Below are 18067 nucleotides of genomic sequence, written 5' to 3' on the forward strand. Positions count from 1 at the left end.
GGCGAGGATCGACAAGAGAGAGGATCCGCCCATGGGTCACACCCGCGACGACACTTCGGAGATGCACGACTCCGCACCGCCGGCGGCGAACCCCAACCTGGTGATGGCGGTGCTGCTCGCCGGGGCCTTCGTGATCATCCTCAACCAGACCCTGCTGAACACGGCTCTGCCGGCGTTCATGGTGGACTTCGGCATCACCGCGAACACCGCCCAATGGGTGACCACACTGTTCATGCTGGTCAACGGCATCATGATCCCGGCGACGGCGTTCCTGATCCAGAAGTTCACCACCCGCACGATGTTCTTCGCCGCGATGGCCATCTTCACGCTGGGGACGGTCATCTGCGCGATCGCCCCGACCTACGGGGTGCTGCTGCTGGGCCGGGTGGTCCAGGCAGCCAGCGGCGGAATGATCATGCCGCTGATGCAGACGATCCTGTTCGCGATCTTCCCGATCCATAAGCGCGGCACGGCCATGGGCACCTTCGGCCTGGTGATCTCCTTCGCCCCCGCGATCGGGCCGACCCTGTCCGGATTCATCGTGGACCACTGGTCGTGGCGGGTGCTGTTCGTGATGATGCTGCCGATCGCGCTGGGCGCGCTGCTCTTCGCGCACCTCACGCTGAAGAACGTCACCGAGCAGACGAACCCGCGCCTGGACGTGCTCTCGCTGATCCTGTCCACCTTCGCCTTCGGCGGGTTGCTGTTCGGCTTCAGCAACGCAGGCAACGTGGGCTGGTCCAGCCTCCAGGTGACCATCCCGCTGATCGTGGGCGTGCTGGCCCTGGTGTGGTTCGTGCGCCGCCAGCTGCGCCTGGAGGAGCCGCTGCTCGAACTGCGGGTGCTGAGCAACCGCATGTTCACGCTCGGCACCGTACTGGGCATGCTGGTGTTCATGGCGATGATCGGCGGGATGCTGATGATCCCGCTGTACATGCAGAACATGAGCGACTTCACCGCCATGGAGTCCGGACTGGTGCTGCTGCCGGGCGCGCTCATCATGGGCTTCATGTCCCCCGTGACCGGCCGGATCTTCGACCGCTTCGGCGCCTCGGCGCTCGCGATCATCGGCTTCGCCCTGCTGACGATCACCAGCTTCCTGCTCGCCCGGCTGAGCGTGGACACCACCTTCGCGTACATCGCTGTCGTCAATGCGGTGCGGATGTTCGGCACGGCGATGGTGATCATGCCGGTGACCACTGCGGCGTTGAACCAGCTCCCGCAGCGGCTGATCCCGCACGGCGCCGCCGTGAACAATACGATGCGCCAGGTCGCCGCCTCCGTCGGCACTGGAGTGCTGGTGACGGTGATGACCGCCTCCGCCCGGGATACGGAGGAGTTCGGCATGGCCGGTGCGGTCCACGGCGTGAACGTGGCCTTCATCGTGGCCGGCGGCATCTCGATCCTCGGCCTGATCGGCGCCTGCTTCCTGCGCGGCTCACGGCCGCGACAGCCGGAGCCTGAGGCGGCGATGCAGGAGTAGTCCGCGGCCTCCGAGCGGTCCCCTGCTCTCCGGAACTCTCCTCGAGGTGCTCTCGATCGGCAACCGGCCCGAGGCGGAGGCCGTGGTGCTCCACCGCATCCGCTTCACGGCGCTGGTCCGCGAGGAGCTGCACGTCTGAGCCCACCCGCTCGCTCACCGGCAATCCTGCCGGCGTCCACGGACCCGAGGCGGAGCAGGGAACCTGGACACCTGGTGCAGTGCAGGTCACACTGGACGCACCCTGCGCGAGAGGACGACGTCGTCCCTCTCGGACCCCGTGGGTGACTGCTGGGTCACCTCTCCTGCTCCCCATTGGCCTCGCAACCCGATCGCTCCTAAGGTCGAAGGGCCTGCGACCTGGGGATGGACCCGGTCGTCGGCTCCGATCCCGCTGACGGGTCCGTTCGTCCGTGCGAGCCGGCCCGCTCCGCTCGCACGTCGAACGAAAGGACCGTGATGACCGAGGTCTCACCCTCTCCTCGTCCCGCTGACTCCCCCGGCACCGGGAGGAGCCCCGGAGACGACGACGGTCCCAGCTCGACCCCGACCGGAGCCGCGAAACCCGCCCATTCGCCGGTCAACTGGCCGGTGTTCCTCGGCACCGCCGTGATCATCGTCCTGTTCGTGCTGTTCGCCGCGATCTGGCCGGGCACGGCGGAGACCGTCATCTTCGGCTCCATGGCGTGGGTGGCGACGAACTTCGGCTGGTACTACGTCCTGACCGCCGCGCTCGTGGTGGTGTTCGTGCTGATCGTCGCCTTCTCCAAGGTGGGGCAGACGAAGATGGGCCCGGACCATTCGCTGCCGAAGTACAACCTGTTCACCTGGGCGGCCATGCTGTTCGCGGCCGGCATCGGCGTGGACCTGATGTTCTTCGGGATCTCCGGACCGGCCACGAACTTCCTCACCCCGCCGGATGTCCCGGCCGGTTCCGAGGAGGCCGCCCGGATGGCCACCGTCTGGACGATCTTCCACTACGGGATCCCCGGCTGGGCGATGTACGCCCTGATGGGCATGGCCTTCGGCCTGTTCGCCTACCGGTACCACCTGCCGCTGTCGATCCGCTCCGCCCTGGCGCCGATCTTCGGCAAGCGGATCCACGGCGCCGTGGGCCATGTCGCCGAGATCGGCGCGACCATCGGCACCATCTTCGGCATCTCGGTGTCCCTCGGCATCGGCGTCGTCTTCCTGAACTTCGGCCTCTCCGCACTGTTCGGCATCCCGAACTCGCTCGCGGTGCAGATCGCCCTGATGGCGCTCGCGGTGTTCATCACGATCCTTTCCACGGTCTCCGGCGTGGACAAGGGCATCCGCCGCCTCTCCGAGCTCAACGTGCTGCTCGCCCTCGTGCTGATGCTGTGGGTGCTGTTCTCCGGGAACACCCCTCAGCTGCTCAACGCCCTGGTCCAGAACATCGGCGACTTCTTCTCGCGGTTCCCCTCGATGCTGATGAACACCTTCGCCTACAGCGAGGGCACGGCGGACTACCCCGCGGATCAGTGGATGGCCGACTGGACCCTGTTCTTCTGGGCCTGGTGGATCGCCTGGGCGCCCTTCGTGAGCCTGTTCCTGGCACGCATCTCCCGGGGCCGCACCCTGCGTCAGTTCGTCGTCGGCGTGCTGCTGATCCCCTTCGCCTTCATCCTGCTGTGGGTCTCGATATTCGGGAACGCGGCGATGAGCTTCTTCGCGGACGAGGCGTTCCTCGACCTCACCATCAACCAGCCCGAGTCCGGATTCTTCAACCTGCTCGACCAGTACCCCGGCGCGCTCTTCACGGTCTCGCTCGCCATGCTCACCGGGCTGTTCTTCTACACCACCTCTGCGGATTCCGGTTCGCTGGTGATGGCGAACATGACCTCCAAGGCCACCACCACCGATTCCGACGGCCCGCCGTGGCTGCGCATCGTCTGGGCCGTGATCACCGGCGCCCTGACCCTGGTGATGCTGTTCATCGACGGCGTCTACACGCTCCAGGCCGCGACCGTGATCGTCGGATTGCCGCTGTCGGTGATGATCTACTTGGTGATGTTCAGTCTGTGGAAGGTGCTGCGCACCGAGCACATGAACCTCGAATCCCGCCAGGCGACCCTCCCCGCCCTGCTGACCAGCCGGGTCCGTGAAGCCGACGGCAGCGACCGCGGCTCCTGGCGCCAGCGCCTGCAGCACCGCATGTCCTATGCCTCGGCGGAGCAGGCGACGACCTTCATCGATACCGTCGCCACTCCTGCCGTCGAAGAGGTGTCGGCGGAGCTGCAGAAGCTCGGTGCCGAGGTCGCCTGCCATCGCGGAGCGCACCCGGACAGCGGGATCCCCTTCGTGGACCTCGTCGTCTCCTTCCCCGAGGGCGAGGACTTCAAGTACCAGACCTACCCGGTGGCCTATTCGACGCCGAGCTTCGCGGCGAATCTCGCGGCCGTGCGCGACACCTACTTCCGGGTGGAGATCTTCTCGACCCTCGGCTCCCGCGGCCGCGACATCATGGGCTACTCGAAGGATCAGGTCATCGCCGACGTCCTGGACTCCTACGATGCTCACATCATGTACCTGACCCTCAGCACCGAGATCGGCACCGCGACGGGCACGATCCCCGTCACCGCACCGAACACCTGGGCCGACACCGACCACACCGACACCCCCGCGGGCTCCGTGCCGACGGATGCCGCGGAGAACGCCGACTCGAAGGAGCGCCATGACTGACACCCTTGCCACCCTGTACATCGACGGAGCCTGGGTCCCCTCGTCCACCGGCGAGACCCGCGTAGTCACCTGCCCCGCCGACCAGACCGAGGTCGGTGTCGTCTCCGAGGCCACCGCCGAGGACGTCGAGCGCGCGATCCTCGCGGCCCGTGCGGCCTTCGAGTCCCGCGTGTGGGCCGACAAGCCGGCCTCCGAGCGCGGCGACTTCCTGCTGCAGGTCGCCGACCAGCTCCAGGAGCGCAAGGCGGAGTTCGCCCGCGCCGAGGCCTTCGATACCGGCAAGCGCCTGGTCGAGGCCGAGGGCGACATGGACGACATCACCGCCTGCTTCCGCTACTTCGGGAAGGTCGCGGGGCAGAACCCGGGCCGTCTGGTCGATGCCGGGGACGACAGCGTGATCTCCCGAGTGGTGCACGAGCCGATCGGGGTGTGCGGCATGATCACCCCCTGGAACTTCCCGCTGCTGCAGGCCGCGTGGAAGATCGCCCCGGCCCTGGCCGCCGGCAACTCCTTCATCATCAAGCCGGCCGAGCTCACCCCGCACACCACGATCCTGATCGTGGACGTGATGGACAAGCTGGGCCTGCCCGCGGGCGTGGCGAATCTGGTGCTCGGCGCCGGCGGCGTGGTCGGTGCACCGCTGTCCTCCCACCCGGAGATCGACCTGGTCTCCTTCACCGGTGGCCTGGTCACCGGCCGGAAGATCGCGGCGTCCGCCGCGCAGGGTATCAAGAAGGTGGCTCTCGAGCTCGGCGGGAAGAACCCCAACGTGATCTTCGCCGACGCCGAGTACGAGGCCGCGCTCGACAATGCGCTGAACGCCGGTTTCATGGATTCCGGTCTGCTCTGCTCCGCCGGCACGCGCCTGATCGTGCAGGACACCATCGCCGAACGGTTCGTCGATGACCTGGTGGCCCGCGCCGAGGGCATCGTGATGGGCGGCCCGCTGGACGAGAAGGCCGAGACCGGCCCGCTGATCTCGAAGGAGCACCGCGACAAGGTCACCGACTACGTGACGCGCGGTATCGAGGCCGGCGGTCGCCTGCGCACGGGGGGCCACTGGGGCGGACCGGAGCATGAGAAGGGCTACTTCTACGCGCCGACCGTGCTGGATCAGTGCACCTCCGAGAACCCTGCGGTGATCGAGGAGGGCTTCGGCCCCGTCATCACCGTCGAGACCTTCTCCACCGAGGAGGAGGCGATCGCGATCGCCAATGACACCGAGTACGGCCTGGCCGGTGCGGTGTGGACCTCGAACTCCGGGATCGCGAACCGGGTCTCGCGGCGGCTTCGCCACGGCACCATCTGGATCAACGACTTCCACCCCTACCTGCCGCAGGCGGAGTGGGGCGGCTTCAAGATGTCCGGTGTGGGCCGCGAGCTGGGCCCCACCGGTCTCGAGGAGTACACCGAGTCCAAGCACATCTACGAGAACACCGAACCGGCCGTGACCGGCTGGTTCCCCCGCAAGGGCTGACTCCGCGCGGTCCGGGCCGCCCCGCTGTGCCCCACGCCGGCGGGGCGGCCCCCGCACCACCACCTCCCTCTCGACAGGAAGCAGAAGACATGTCCACTCAGGATCTCCCCTCCGAGAACCCCGTCGCCGAGTTCGACTACGTCGTCGTCGGCGGCGGCTCCGCCGGAGCGGCCCTCGCCTCGCGCCTCAGCGAGGACCCGAGCATCGACGTCGCCCTCCTCGAAGCCGGCCCCTCGGACCTCGAGCACCAGGAGGTGCTGCAGCTCAAGCGCTGGCCCGAGCTGCTCGAGGGCGGGCTCGACTGGGATTACCCGATCGAGCCGCAGGAGAACGGCAACTCCTTCATGCGCCATGCCCGCGCGAAGGTTCTGGGCGGCTGCTCCTCGCACAACTCGTGCATCGCCTTCCACCCGCCGGCGGAGGACATGGACCTGTGGGAGCGCCTCGGCGCCGAGGGCTGGAACGCCGAGACGATCATCCCGCTGATCGCACGGCTGGAGACGAACATGTCCCGCAGCGGCGAGGGCCACGGCACCGACGGTCCCGTGCACCTCATGGACGTGCCGCCCGAGGACCCGGTCGGCATCGCCCTGCTGGAGGCCTGCGAGCAGGCCGGCATCCCGAGGGCCACGTTCAACGACTTCGAGACCGTGGTCCACGGGGCGAACTGGTTCCAGGTGAACCGTCAGGCCGACGGCACCCGGGCCTCGTCCTCGGTGTCCTACCTGCACCCGAACCTGGAGCGCGAGAACCTGCACGTCCTCACCGGTCTCCAGGTGATGCGGGTCCTGTTCGACGAGGACCAGCGGGCCACGGGCGTGGAGTACATCGACAACTCCTTCGACCGCTCCTCGATCATGCATGCCCGACGCGAGGTCATCCTCTCCGCCGGCGCGATCGATTCGCCGAAGCTGCTGATGCTCTCCGGTATCGGCCCGGCGGAGCACCTGCGCGAGGTGGGCATCGAGGTGCGCGTCGACTCCCCCGGCGTCGGCTCGAACCTGCAGGACCACCCGGAGGCCGTGATCTCCTGGGAGTCCACGCAGAAGATGACGCGGGAGTCCACGCAGTGGTGGGAGATCGGGATCTTCACGCCCACCCAGGATGGCCTGGACCTGCCGGATCTGATGATGCACTACGGCTCGGTGCCCTTCGACATGCACACCCGCCGCCAGGGCTACCCCACCTCCCCGGAGTCCTTCGCGCTGACACCGAACGTCACCCATGCCCGCTCGCGCGGCACGGTGCGGCTGCGCTCGATCGACTACCGCGACAAGCCCAGGGTCGACCCGCGGTACTTCACCGACGAGGACGGTCATGACATGGCCGTCGCCGTCGCGGGGATCAAAAAGGCCCGCGAGATCGTCTCCCAGCCCGGCATGGACGCGTTCCGCGGGCGCGAACTGTTCCCCGGCGAGGCAGTGCAGTCCGATGAGGACATCGCCGACTACGTCTCCAAGACCCACAACACCGTCTATCACCCCGCCGGCTCGTGCCGGATGGGGGCGGTGGACGACGACCTGTCGCCGCTGGACCCGCAGCTGCGGGTCAAGGGCGTCACGGGACTGCGCGTGGTCGACGGCTCGGTGATGCCGCAGCTGGTCGCGGTGAACCCCAACATCACCACGATGCTGATCGGCGAGCGCGCCGCGGATCTGATCCGCAGCGCACACAGCGCCTGAACACCGCGGCTCTTCACCGGGCTGACGCGAAAGGGCGGCCCCGCACCGAAGTGCGGGGCCGCCCTGTCACGTGGTGTGCTCAGCGAGTGGCGTCGATGAGGAGCTTCCCGTTCGCCGTACCGGCCCTGCTGATCTCGAAGGCCTCGGCGGCGTCGGCGAGGGCGAAGGAGCGGTCGATCTCGACCCGCAGGGCGCCGTCGGCGACCTTCTGCAGCAGCGTGCGCAGTCGCGGCCCGTCCGGGCGCACCCACACCCAGCGCCCGCCGGTCTCCTCGACCGAGGGATCAGCGATCGACACGTGGCGGCCGCCCTCGGCCAGCAGTTCGAGCGTGTCCTCCCGGACCCCGCCCACGAAGTCGGCGACGGCGCTGACGCCGTCGGGGGCGATCTCGCGCACGCGCTCGACCAGTCCGTCACCGTAAGTCACCGGCGTGACCCCGATTGCCTGCAGCTTCTCGTGGTTGTGGGCGGAGGCGGTGCCGATCACCGTCGCGCCGACCTCCCGCGCCAGCTGCGCGGCGAGGAAGCCGACGCCACCGGAGGCGGCATGGATGAGCAGGGTGTCGTCCGCGGTCAGTTCCAGCGTCTCGAGGCTGCGCAGTGCGGTCAGGCCCACGAGCGGCAGGCCTGCGGCGGCGTCCATGTCGACTCCGTCGGGGATCGCGGCCACTGAGGTGGCAGGCAGCGCCACATACTCGGCGAAGGTGCCGCCGTGGATGATGTCGGTGCGGCCGTAGGAGGCGACACGGTCACCGGGCGTGAACTCCGGGGTGTCAGGGCCCACCGTCTCGACCACGCCGGCCACGTCCCAGCCGGGGATCACGGGGAAGACGGCCTCGATGAGCCCGTCGAGTCCACCGGACATCACTTTCCAGTCCACGGGATTCACGGAGGCTCGCTCCACCCGGATCACGACGGCTCCCGGGGCGGCCTTCGGCATAGGGGCATCAGTGAGCGCCATCGTGCTCGGCTCGCCGTACTCGGCGTAGGTCATTGCTCGCATACCTAGGACAACACCCCAGGCAGCGCAAACATTCCCGCCATCGCCAACTGATCTTCGCTCTCCGGCTCCGCGTGCCGCTAACGGGGTGATTCCTCCGTCCTGTCCGGTGGCGGACATGCGTGCGACTCCTGTCGTTCATCCCGTGGTGATCGTATGTCGAGGTCCCCGGCACGCCCCGACTGAAGGAGCGCCTGTGCGCCGCTGTCCCCGATTCGCCCCCCGTTTGCTCCCCCTCGCCCTCGCGGCACCGCTGCTCGCGGTCCCCGCCGGTCTGGGCATGGGGATCGCCCCCGCGCTGGCCGCTCCGGCCGACGACATCCGCCTCAGCGAGATCGAATCCTCCGGCGAGGGCGCCGACTGGGTCGAGCTGGTCAACACCGGTGCTGAGCCCGTGGATCTGTCCGGCTGGTTCCTGCGCGACGACAAGGACGAGCGCGACTGGGCCGTTCCCGCGGGCACCACGATCGCCCCCGGCGAGCATCTGGTCCTCGAGGGCGAGGAGACCGACGGCGACGGTGGCTTCGACTTCGGCCTGGGCAAGGCCGATCAGGCGCGCCTGTACCTCCCCGATGGCGCCACCGAGGTCGATGCCGTCTCCTGGGACGGTCACGCCGCGACCACCTACATCGTGGTGGACGGCGAGCTGGTCACGGCCGCGGAGACCACCAAGGGCGCTGAGAACTCCGCGCCCCTGCCCCCGGAGGATCCCGCCGAACAGGAACCGGCCGAGCCGGTCCCCGGTGAAGGCTCGGTGGTCATCAACGAAGTCGTCTCCAACGGCGGGGAACCGGACGACTGGGTGGAGCTGACCAACATCGGCGCCGAAGCCGTGGATATCTCCGACTGGTACCTGCTCGATGACGACGACACCAAGGAGCCCTCGGTGTTCGCCGGCGGCACCGTCATCGAACCCGGCCAGTACGTGGTCGTGGATCGCGATGAGCTGGGCTTCGGGCTGGGCAAGGGCGACATGGCCCGCCTGTTCTCCCCCGCCGGCACGCTGGTCGACACCGCCGACTGGCCCGAGGACACTCACGCAACGCCATCCCTGCAGCGCTGCCCGGAGGGGACTGGAGACTTCGAGCTCAGCACGATCACCACCAAGGGCGCCGCCAACAACTGCGCCGCACCCGTGGTCATCCACGAGATCAGCTCGCAGGGCGAGGATTTCGTCGAACTGCGCAACGTCGGCGACGAGCAGGCGGACCTGGGCGGCTACGTGCTCAAGGACGCCGAGGACGACCACGTCCACGAGTTCCCCGAAGGCACCACCCTGGACGCCGGAGAACTGCTCCTGGTCACCGGAGAGGACCTCGGTTTCGGCCTGGGTGGCGACGACGCGGCGCGCCTGTTCGCCCCCGACGGCGCACTGCTGGACGAGGTCGCCTGGACCGCGCACGTCTCCCCCAGTTACGGCCTCTGCGAGGGCGACCTCGTCACGCAGGCCAGTGCCACCCCGGGTGAGGCGAACGACTGCATCGAGCCCGAAGCGGCTGCGGCACTGCCGACCACCGGGGAGGTCGCCGTGCTGGATGGCGAGAACACCTGGGCCGAAGACCTCTCGGGGCTGGACGCCGCGATGATCGACGGCGAGATGGTGCTGTGGGCGACCAACAACGACGCCGGGCAGATCTCGCGCCTGGTGGAGAACGCAGAGGGCACCTTCGTCGGCTCCGAGGGCTGGCCCGCCGGCGGTATCCCCACCCGCTTCCCCGACGGCGCCGGAACCCCGGACGGCGAGGGCATCTCCTACGGCCCCGACGGCAAGCTCTACCAGTCGATCGAGCGTGACAACGACCAAGGCGGCACCAGCCACAACGCGGTGCTGCGCTTCGACCCGGCCGAGGGTGCGGGCGCCGACGAACTGATCGCCGAGGCCGAATGGGACCTGACCGGTCTGCTGCCGGAGACTGCGGCCAACGCCGGCCTGGAGGCCATCGAAGTCGGTTCGGCGAGCGACCTCGCGAACCTCGGCGGCGACGTCCCGGCCGGCGCCGAGGCCTACGCCTTCGTGGCTCTCGAGGCCACCGGCGACGTGTACGCGGTGGCGCTCATGCCCGACGGCTCGGCCGAGCTGGTCGCCACGCTCGCCTCGCCCTTCGACGGCGTGATGGCGCTGGACCTGCAGGAATCCACCGGCATGCTGCGAGCATTCTGCGACGAGGCGTGCGAGGGCGAATCGGTCACCTATGACCTCAGGACCGACGACGTGACTGCCTCGCAGCGCTACGCCCGCCCCACGGGAATGGAGAACATCGCGAACGAGGGCGTCGCCATCGCCCCGTGGGAGACCTGCACCAAGGGCGCGCTGAGCATCTATTACGCCGACGATGCGAACACCGGTGGCCACTCGCTGCGAGGCACGGAGCTGACCGGTCTCGACTGCGCCGCCGACGACGAACCGGCCGAGGACACCGATCCGGGGACCGGCGGGGACATGGAACCGGGGGTCGGGGACACGGATCCCGGGACCGGTGGGGACACCGGAGCGGACCCGGTGACGGGGCCCGATCCAGTCACCGGCGAGAACCTCGATCCGGGGGCCGAGGACGGCTCGGACGCCGTCGAGGCCCCTTCCTCGGAGAACGCGGCCGTGCCCGCCGACAGTGGCACTGGCGGCTCCGTGTCCACCGGTGATCCCACCGGCACCGACCCCTCGAGCTCGACGTCCACAGGCTCCGTGGCAGGCAGCTCCGGCACGACGTCGGAGCAGGCGCTCGCCCGCACGGGGATGGAGACCTCCGGCGCGTTCGCCGTGGCGCTCGCTGCCTTGGGTGCCGGATTCTGGATGCTGCGCCGCAGCCACCGGGTCTGACCACCTCGACGCTGGGCCGCCTCACAGCTACTGGCCGTGGGGCGGCCCCTCGCTGTGCCGGATACGTCGGAGGCGCGGAGTGGCTGCCCTTGCGGTTCTCAGTGCGCGAGAACGGGCGTTGCCGCGGTTCCGGCACCACTGCTCTCCTGAATCCGTGACCTGGACCATGGGCCACAGATGACGTCACTCGATGAGGAGTAGCCATGCACACCACGAGCACCGCAGCCGAGACCCAGTCGACCGTCGAGGCGGCCCGGAGCGCAGCGCCGGAAGGACAGCGGGTCGCCGTCGTCACCGGCGCGGCACGCGGCATCGGCGAGAGCATCGCCCGGCGTCTCGGACGCGACGGACTGCACGTGATCGTCGCCGATCTGCTCTCCATGCAGGACGGGATCGATGCCACGGTCGACGAGATCATCCTCGCCGGCGGCACAGCCACCGGCGTGACGGTCGACGTCACCGAGGAGGAATCGGTCGCTGCGCTCATCGCAGCGGCGGTCGAGGCCGGCGGGCACCTGGACGTGTTCGTCGCCAACGCCGGGATCGCTCAGGTCAAGGAGCTCCTGGACTACGACGCGGAGGACTTCCAGAAGATCCTCGACGTGAACGTCACCGGGGTGTTCAACTCCTACCGCCAAGCCGCCAAGCAGATGGTCGCCCAAGGCCACGGTGGGAAGATCATCGGCGCCGCGTCGATCGTGGCCTTCCGGCCGTTCGCGCTCCTGGGCCCCTACTCGGCCACGAAGTGGGCAGTACGCGGCCTCACGCAGGCCGCGGCGATGGAGTGGGCCGAGCACGGGATCACCGTCAACGCCTACGGCCCCGGCATCGTCGGCACGGCGATGTGGGACCTGATCGATGAGAAGCTCGCGGCGAAGAACGGCCAGCAGCGCGGAGAGGCTCTCGCAGAGAACGCCGCCTCGATCCACCTGGGCCGGGTCTCCGTGCCCGACGACGTCGCCAAGATGGTCTCCTACCTCGCAGGCGAGGACTCGGACTACGTCACCGGTCAGACACTCCTCGTCGACGGCGGTATCCAGTTCAGCTGAGCTGTCCTTCCAGCGGCCGGTGTCACGACTGAGCTGGAGACCGCTCACGCATGCCGTGGTTCACTCCGGCGGCTGCTACCCACCCGGCGCTCCCATGGAGCCGTCACCTCGAAGCACGGGGGCGTCGGGAGACGAAGCGACGAGGTGAATCGCGCTCAGTGTGTGTCGTCCCCGCGCGAGTTCACCCGCATCGCCGCCTCGCTGCCCGCCATCCAGGTGGCGAACACGGCGGCGCCCAGGTCGAAGGCGACCAGGCGGGAATCCCACCGGCCCTCTCCCCCGGCGACCCGGCGCGCCAGCGCAAGGCCCCCGATCAGATTGGCCGTGCCCCAGGCGGCATTGATCCACGGGGAGGAGTGCGCACCGCGGATCGGGGTGAGGTGGCGGTGGCCGGTCACCGCCGTGGCCAGGTGCGGGAGGCTGTTGGCACACAGCAGCCCCGCTGCAAATGCTCCGGCCCGGGCTCGTCGCGTCGTCATACGACCAGAGCCTATCCAGCAGTAACACCCCGCACCAGGGCGAACGCCCACGGTGACGGCCGGATTGCCGCGACGCTCAGGCTGCGGCGTGGACGCTGCGCGACCACTGCCGCAGGAGTGTCCGCACGGTCTCCGGCTGGTCGAGGTGCACATTGTGCCCCGCCTGATCCAGCGCCGCGTAGGTCGACTGCGGGAAGCGGGCGGCGAGCTCGCGCTGGTCCTCGAAGCCGACGACGGCGTCCCGCTTCCCGGCCACGATCAGCACCGGTCTCTCGAAGCCGTCGAGCCGCTCGTCCGGATCAGCGCGCAGCGTGTAGTCCCGGTCCAGTCGCGCCATGGCTCGCGTGCTGGCGCAGCGGATCCCAGGCAGCACCGCCTCACGGAAGCGCGCGAGATTCTCGGGAGTCTGGAGGACCGCGGACTCCGCGTAGGTCGCGGCGTCGGCGGCATCCAGGGAAGCCAGCAGCTGCGGATCCTCGCCCACCTCGATCCGCTCCGGCAGCCTCCGGTGTTCGCGGATCGGGTCGACGACCGGTGCCAGCAGCGCCAGGCCCAGGCACTGCGCGCGCCGCGGAGCGGCAAGGTCCCGGGCCAGCAGTCCACCCAGGGAGCTGCCGAGCACGGCGAACGGGCTGGAACCGAGCAGCGAACCGACTGTCCCGTCCACCCAGCGGGCCAGCTCGGGCAGCCCGCCGGGCGGCCCGAGCGCCGGGGTCCGCCCGAAGCCGGGGAGGTCGAGATAGATGCGCTCCCAGCCGGGCTGCTCGGCGAAGACGTCATCGAGGTCGAGCAGCAGCCGATGGTCGACGCCGTTGCCATGGAGGAACAGCAGCGGTGTTCCCGAGCCTCGGCGAACGACGTGCGGCACCGGTGCGCTCATGCGGCCTGCGGCATCACTGCGAGTCCTCCACCGGTTCCGCATCGCGGATCTGCCCGAACGCGAGGGCTGACCAGAAGTCGCCGCGGACGTACCGCTGCTCGGGATCCGGCTCGAAGTCCCAGTGTCGGCTCACGCCCTGCTGAAGGGCTTCGGCCACCAGGCGCCGCCGTGCCTGGCTGGCCAGCACGTCCGTCTCCAGGGATGCGAGGTCGTACTGGGCGTCCAGCTCTGCTCGCAGCCTGCGGACCAGCTCGGCATGCGCGGGCTCGGAGGCGACGTTGCGCAGCTCGTGCGGGTCGGCGACCAGGTCGAACAGCTGCTCCGGGTCACCCGGGCAGAGCACGTACTTGTACTGGCCGTGCACCAGGGTCAGCTGCGGTCGCAGCGTGCCCTCGGCGAGGTATTCGATGACGATGTCGCGGTCCTCGGGCCCGGATCGGCCGTCCGCCTCGCGGCGAGCGGATTCCAGCAGCGACAGCCCATGCCGTGGGGACGGCGCTCCCCGGTCGTCCCCGCCGGCTTCCTGCGCCGGCCGGTCGGCGGGTGCCTGCGCGAGCTCCAGCAGGGTCGGCATCAGATCCAGCAGCGAGACCGGGTTGGCGTAGCGTCCGCGGGGAACCAGGTGCTGTGGTCCGTAGACGATCAGCGGGACGCGAGCGGACTCCTCGTACGGCGACATCTTGTACCACAGGCCCTTCTCGCCCAGCATGTCGCCGTGGTCGCTGGTGACCACGATGACCGTGTTCTCCAGCAGTCCCAGCTCCTCCAGGCGCGTCCGGATCCGGCCGACGTGGTCATCGATGTAGCTGACCGCTGCGTAGTAGGAGCGCCGCGCGCGTCGAACTTCCTCGAGGGTCGGATCGCGCAGGTCGAAGCCGCTCATCGCGCGCAGACGATGGCTGTGCGGGTCCTGGTCCGCCTCGGGCACCTCGGGGTGCTTCGGATCCGGGATCTCGACGTCGGCGAAGCGGTCCCAGTGCTCGCGCGGGGGCTCATAGGGGTCATGGGGGTGGATGAAGCTGGTGACCATCAGGAAGGGGACGTCCTCCCCCGCGGCCCGGTTCGCGCGGACCCGATCGTTGAGGTGGCGCAGGGTGCGGAACCCCACCTCATCGTCGAAGTCCTGCTGGACCGTGGCCTGGGAGACGCCGGCGGTGTAGACCGTATCGGCGTCGTGGTACCACTGCAGCCGGTCGGCGAGCTCTCGCTGCCAATCCGGGACCATGTCCATATCTGCCGGGTAGACGTCCGTGGTCAGGCGCTGCTCGAACCCGTGATGCTGGTCGGGCCCGACGAAGTGCATGCGCCCCACCAGCGCCGTGTGATAGCCGGCCGCGCGCAGGTGATGGGCGAACGTGGGGGTCGAGGACGGGAAATCATCGCCGTTGTCGAAGCAGCCGACGTCCGAGGGCATCCTGCCGGTCATCATGGACGCGCGCGAGGGCGCGCACAGCGGAGTGTTGCAGTACGCCCGGTCGAATACCGCGGCGTCGGCCGCCAGTGCGTCGATGTGCGGGGTGCGGGCGGCCCGGTCGCCGTAGGCGCCGAGCGCCTGGGCGGCCATCTGATCGGCCTGGATGACGACGATGTTCGGTCTCATGGGTGACATGCCTTCCTCGTGGTCGAGTGGTCTGCGTGGGTCCGGGGGCTGGGCTCCCCGGACGCTCCGGGATCTGCGATGGAGGCGAGGGGCGCGGCCGACGGACGAGCCCCTCGAGGGGCGCCGGTCCCGTCAGTGCCGGCGCCTCTCGGGACGAGCGATCCTCAGCTGGTCGGCGACGGTCGCGAGGAGTCCCCGGGGTCGTGCGATTGCTCATCGCCGTCGGGCGAGACGCTCTCGATCTCCCCGGTCTCCGGGCGCCATCCATCGGCCCATTCCCCGGTGGCGAAGTCGAATCCGACCGGCTCGCCCTCCTCGTCGGTGCGCTGGTACCAATCGGTGTACTCCTCGTGGGTGGAGTCGACGTCCGCGCCGGCGCCCTCACCCGGCTCCGTGCGCACCACCTGCAGGCTGAAGTCGTCGTCGAAGCGGTCCACGCCGTCGACCACCGCATTGCTGACGGCGGCCTCGGCGTACTGCTGGCGCAGGGAGTACGGGTCGCTGCGCAGCTCCCGGACCCAGGCGACGATGATCAGCAGCATGACCAGGGCGAACGGCACTGCGGTGATGATCACCAGCGACTGCAGTCCCTCCAGCGCGGTCTCGTCGCCCAGCAGCAGCATCACCACGGCGATACCACCCATCACCAGGCCCCAGAAGACGACCACCAGTTTGGGCGGGCTCTGGCTGCCTCGGGTGGTGAGGATGCCCATCACCACCGACGCGGAGTCCGCGGCGGTGATGAAGAAGATCGACAGGATGACCATGATCAGGAGGGGAAGGAGCCCGGACAGCGGTACGTTCTCGACCATCGAGAACAGCACCTCGGCGGGCTTCACCGACTCCAGTTCGCCCAGCTTCCCGTCGCGGTACATCGAGATCGCGGTGCCGCCCATGACCCCGTAGGCCACGAACAGCAGGGAGGAGGGGATGAGGATGACGCCGAGGAGGAACTGACGGATCGTGCGACCCCGGGAGATGCGGGCGATGAAGATCCCGACGAACGGCGACCAGGAGATCCACCAGGCCCAGTAGTAGACGGTCCACGTCGACTGGAAGTCCAGCGTCGCCTCACCCCAGGAGGCAGATCGCGCCATCATCGCGAACAGCGAGCCGATGTACTCCATGACGGCCGAGGGCAGCAGGTTCAGCAGGAACAGCGTGGGCCCCAGAACGAACAGGAGCCCGGCGAAACCGATCGTGAGCACGATGTTGATGTTGGAGAGGTACCGGATCCCGCGCGAGACCCCGGAGACGGCCGAGATCACGAAGCCGACAGCGAGCACGCCGATGATCAGGATCATCATGGTGTTGGTCAGCTCGGAGGCCCCCGAGACGATCACCACGCCCTCGCCGATCTGCAGCACGGCGATCCCCAGGGCGGCGGCGGTGCCGAACAGGGTCGCGATGATCGCGAAGATGTCCACCAACTGCCCGGCCCAGCCGTCGGTGAGCCGCTTGCCGAACAGGCGCTGGAAGATCGAGGACATCAGCAGGGTGCGCCCGCGCCGATAGGCGGCGTAGGCGATGGCCCCGCCGACCAGGGCGTACATCGCCCAGGCGTGGAAGCCCCAGTGGTAATAGGTCTGGGCGAGCGCCGTGTGCAGCGCCTCGACCGATTCCGGCTCATGGGTCAACGGCGGCGGGTTCAGGAAGTAGGTCAGCGGTTCCGAGGGGCCCCAGAACATCACGCCGATGCCGAGGCCGGCGGCGAACAGCATCGCCACCCAGGAGAAGGTGGAGAACTCGGGCTTCTCCCCGTCCTTGCCCAGCGGGATCTTCCCGTACCGGGAGAAGGCCAGGATCAGCAGCGAGACCAGCACGATCGTGGCGACCGCGTTGAACAGCCATCCGAGGTGGCTCATGGTCCAGGCGTACGCGGCATCGGCGACCTCGCCGACGCCCGCCGGATCGGCGATGCCCCAGATCACGAAGGCCACCGTGAGCACGCCGGCGACACCGAACACGACCTTGTCGATGCTGTAGCGGCGGCGCTGCTCGTCGATGGCGATCCCCGGCACCAGGGCCGGGTGGATATCGTGCGGGTACTGGGGGCGGGAGTAGTCGATGCTCGCCAGAGGATTACCGGCAGGGCGATCGGTTCTCTCTCCCCGAGGGGATGTCTGTCTGCGGGCGGCGTGCTCGTCATCTTTCATCGCGGTGCGGCTCCAATCGCGCTGGGGTCAAGGGCAGATCGCAGGGGCCTTTCGGGCCGCTTCGGCAGTGCAGGTGCCGGGCCGTGATGCCATCGGCCGACCGCGAGCTGTGACCCCACTGTATCCAGGGCGGACGTCCTGTCCAGGCAGCTCCTGCGCGCGTGCAGAGGGACGTGCCTGCGGACGTCCCACATCGAGAAGCCGTCGGGCGCCATCTGCCGCCGCGGGCTTATCGTGCGGATCATGCTGACCGACACCACGCTGCGCGAAGCCTTCTCCCATTTCCCCCAGGGGGTCGTTCTCCTCGCGGCCGAGATCGACGGGTCCCCGCACGCGCTGATCGTTTCGACGTTCACCGCCGGCGTCTCCCTGGACCCGCCCCTGGTCTCGGTCGCGGTCCAGCACAGCTCGCAGACCTGGCCCCTGCTGCGGCATCGGCCACGCCTCGGCGTCTCCCTGCTGGGACGAGGTCAGGCCGCGATCGCCCGACAGCTCGCGTCGCCGGACCGGCACACGCGCTTCGCCGGTCTCGACGTCGCCGTCGACCCCGAGGGGGCGATCACCCTGCGGAACGTTCCGGCGTCGATGACCACGTCGCTGCACGGCGAGATGCCGGCCGGGGACCACGACCTTGCACTGCTCGAGGTGCACTCGATCGACTCCGTCCCCGGCGCGGAAGCCATGGTCTTCCACCGGAGCATGTTCCGGGGCCTGGAAGATCAGGACCTGAACGGCTGATCGGC

The 18067-nt window shown here is 69.0% G+C and carries 12 protein-coding genes; 7 read left to right on the forward strand and 5 right to left on the reverse strand.

Annotated features, from left to right (window positions below; all coding sequences use genetic code 11):
• The first annotated feature begins 31 nt into the window (after window positions 1-31).
• The 4 genes from INT51_RS00510 (at window position 32) to INT51_RS00525 (ending at window position 7342) form a co-directional block, all read left to right on the forward strand.
• Window positions 32-1483: an MDR family MFS transporter gene (locus tag INT51_RS00510; protein WP_193103243.1), complete on the forward strand. Its 1452-nt coding sequence runs from the start codon at window positions 32-34 to the stop codon at window positions 1481-1483.
• Between the two features lie 456 nt (window positions 1484-1939).
• The gene (betT, locus tag INT51_RS00515) at window positions 1940-4183 is read left to right on the forward strand and encodes a choline BCCT transporter BetT (protein ID WP_193103244.1); all 2244 of its coding nucleotides are present in this window, start codon (window positions 1940-1942) and stop codon (window positions 4181-4183) included.
• The gene (locus tag INT51_RS00520; protein ID WP_193103245.1) at window positions 4176-5660 is read left to right on the forward strand and encodes an aldehyde dehydrogenase family protein; all 1485 of its coding nucleotides are present in this window, start codon (window positions 4176-4178) and stop codon (window positions 5658-5660) included. The genes betT and INT51_RS00520 overlap by 8 nt, the downstream gene beginning before the upstream one ends.
• Before the next feature lie 89 nt (window positions 5661-5749).
• Window positions 5750-7342 carry a GMC family oxidoreductase gene (locus INT51_RS00525; protein ID WP_193103246.1) on the forward strand — a complete coding sequence of 531 codons (1593 nt, stop codon included), beginning with the start codon at window positions 5750-5752 and terminating at the stop codon, window positions 7340-7342.
• Window positions 7343-7421: 79 nt separating this feature from the next.
• Here the strand turns inward: INT51_RS00525 and INT51_RS00530 are convergent, their stop codons facing one another.
• The gene (locus INT51_RS00530; RefSeq protein ID WP_370540770.1) at window positions 7422-8336 is read right to left on the reverse strand and encodes an NADP-dependent oxidoreductase; all 915 of its coding nucleotides are present in this window, start codon (window positions 8334-8336) and stop codon (window positions 7422-7424) included.
• A gap of 202 nt (window positions 8337-8538) precedes the next feature.
• On the opposite strand from INT51_RS00530, the gene INT51_RS00535 reads away from it, so the two are divergent.
• Window positions 8539-11160, forward strand: coding sequence for a lamin tail domain-containing protein (locus tag INT51_RS00535; RefSeq protein WP_193103248.1), 2622 nt, complete (start codon window positions 8539-8541; stop codon window positions 11158-11160).
• Between the two features lie 203 nt (window positions 11161-11363).
• Window positions 11364-12209 carry an SDR family NAD(P)-dependent oxidoreductase gene (locus INT51_RS00540; protein ID WP_193103249.1) on the forward strand — a complete coding sequence of 282 codons (846 nt, stop codon included), beginning with the start codon at window positions 11364-11366 and terminating at the stop codon, window positions 12207-12209.
• 155 nt (window positions 12210-12364) lie between these two features.
• On the opposite strand, the gene INT51_RS00545 is transcribed toward INT51_RS00540, so the two are convergent.
• The 4 genes from INT51_RS00545 to INT51_RS00560 form a co-directional block, all read right to left on the reverse strand.
• The gene (locus tag INT51_RS00545) at window positions 12365-12688 is read right to left on the reverse strand and encodes a hypothetical protein (RefSeq protein WP_193103250.1); all 324 of its coding nucleotides are present in this window, start codon (window positions 12686-12688) and stop codon (window positions 12365-12367) included.
• A gap of 76 nt (window positions 12689-12764) precedes the next feature.
• Window positions 12765-13568 carry an alpha/beta fold hydrolase gene (locus tag INT51_RS00550; RefSeq protein WP_193103251.1) on the reverse strand — a complete coding sequence of 268 codons (804 nt, stop codon included), beginning with the start codon at window positions 13566-13568 and terminating at the stop codon, window positions 12765-12767.
• Between the two features lie 13 nt (window positions 13569-13581).
• On the reverse strand, window positions 13582-15168 hold the full coding sequence (gene betC / locus INT51_RS00555; protein ID WP_226831791.1) for a choline-sulfatase: 1587 nt from the start codon (window positions 15166-15168) through the stop codon (window positions 13582-13584).
• 164 nt (window positions 15169-15332) lie between these two features.
• Window positions 15333-17324 (reverse strand): BCCT family transporter, encoded by a 1992-nt coding sequence (locus tag INT51_RS00560; protein WP_226831792.1) that lies wholly within the window; start codon window positions 17322-17324, stop codon window positions 15333-15335.
• Window positions 17325-17567: 243 nt separating this feature from the next.
• Between INT51_RS00560 and INT51_RS00565 the strand changes: the two genes are divergently transcribed.
• Window positions 17568-18062, forward strand: coding sequence for a flavin reductase family protein (locus INT51_RS00565; protein WP_193103253.1), 495 nt, complete (start codon window positions 17568-17570; stop codon window positions 18060-18062).
• Window positions 18063-18067: the final 5 nt, after the last annotated feature.

The sequence above is a fragment of the Brachybacterium sp. FME24 genome (assembly GCF_014897705.1).
In the GTDB taxonomy this organism is placed as follows: domain Bacteria; phylum Actinomycetota; class Actinomycetes; order Actinomycetales; family Dermabacteraceae; genus Brachybacterium.

Bases quoted from the DNA above. Each gene is read 5' to 3' on its own strand.
- INT51_RS00540 (WP_193103249.1), top strand. From the start codon at position 11,364: ATGCACACCACGAGCACCGCAGCCGAGACCCAGTCGACCGTCGAGGCG.
- betT (WP_193103244.1), top strand. From the start codon at position 1,940: ATGACCGAGGTCTCACCCTCTCCTCGTCCCGCTGACTCCCCCGGCACC.
- INT51_RS00530 (WP_370540770.1), bottom strand. From the start codon at position 8,336: ATGACCTACGCCGAGTACGGCGAGCCGAGCACGATGGCGCTCACTGAT.
- INT51_RS00525 (WP_193103246.1), top strand. From the start codon at position 5,750: ATGTCCACTCAGGATCTCCCCTCCGAGAACCCCGTCGCCGAGTTCGAC.
- INT51_RS00520 (WP_193103245.1), top strand. From the start codon at position 4,176: ATGACTGACACCCTTGCCACCCTGTACATCGACGGAGCCTGGGTCCCC.
- INT51_RS00560 (WP_226831792.1), bottom strand. From the start codon at position 17,324: ATGAAAGATGACGAGCACGCCGCCCGCAGACAGACATCCCCTCGGGGA.
- INT51_RS00510 (WP_193103243.1), top strand. From the start codon at position 32: ATGGGTCACACCCGCGACGACACTTCGGAGATGCACGACTCCGCACCG.
- INT51_RS00550 (WP_193103251.1), bottom strand. From the start codon at position 13,568: ATGAGCGCACCGGTGCCGCACGTCGTTCGCCGAGGCTCGGGAACACCG.
- betC (WP_226831791.1), bottom strand. From the start codon at position 15,168: ATGAGACCGAACATCGTCGTCATCCAGGCCGATCAGATGGCCGCCCAG.
- INT51_RS00545 (WP_193103250.1), bottom strand. From the start codon at position 12,688: ATGACGACGCGACGAGCCCGGGCCGGAGCATTTGCAGCGGGGCTGCTG.
- INT51_RS00565 (WP_193103253.1), top strand. From the start codon at position 17,568: ATGCTGACCGACACCACGCTGCGCGAAGCCTTCTCCCATTTCCCCCAG.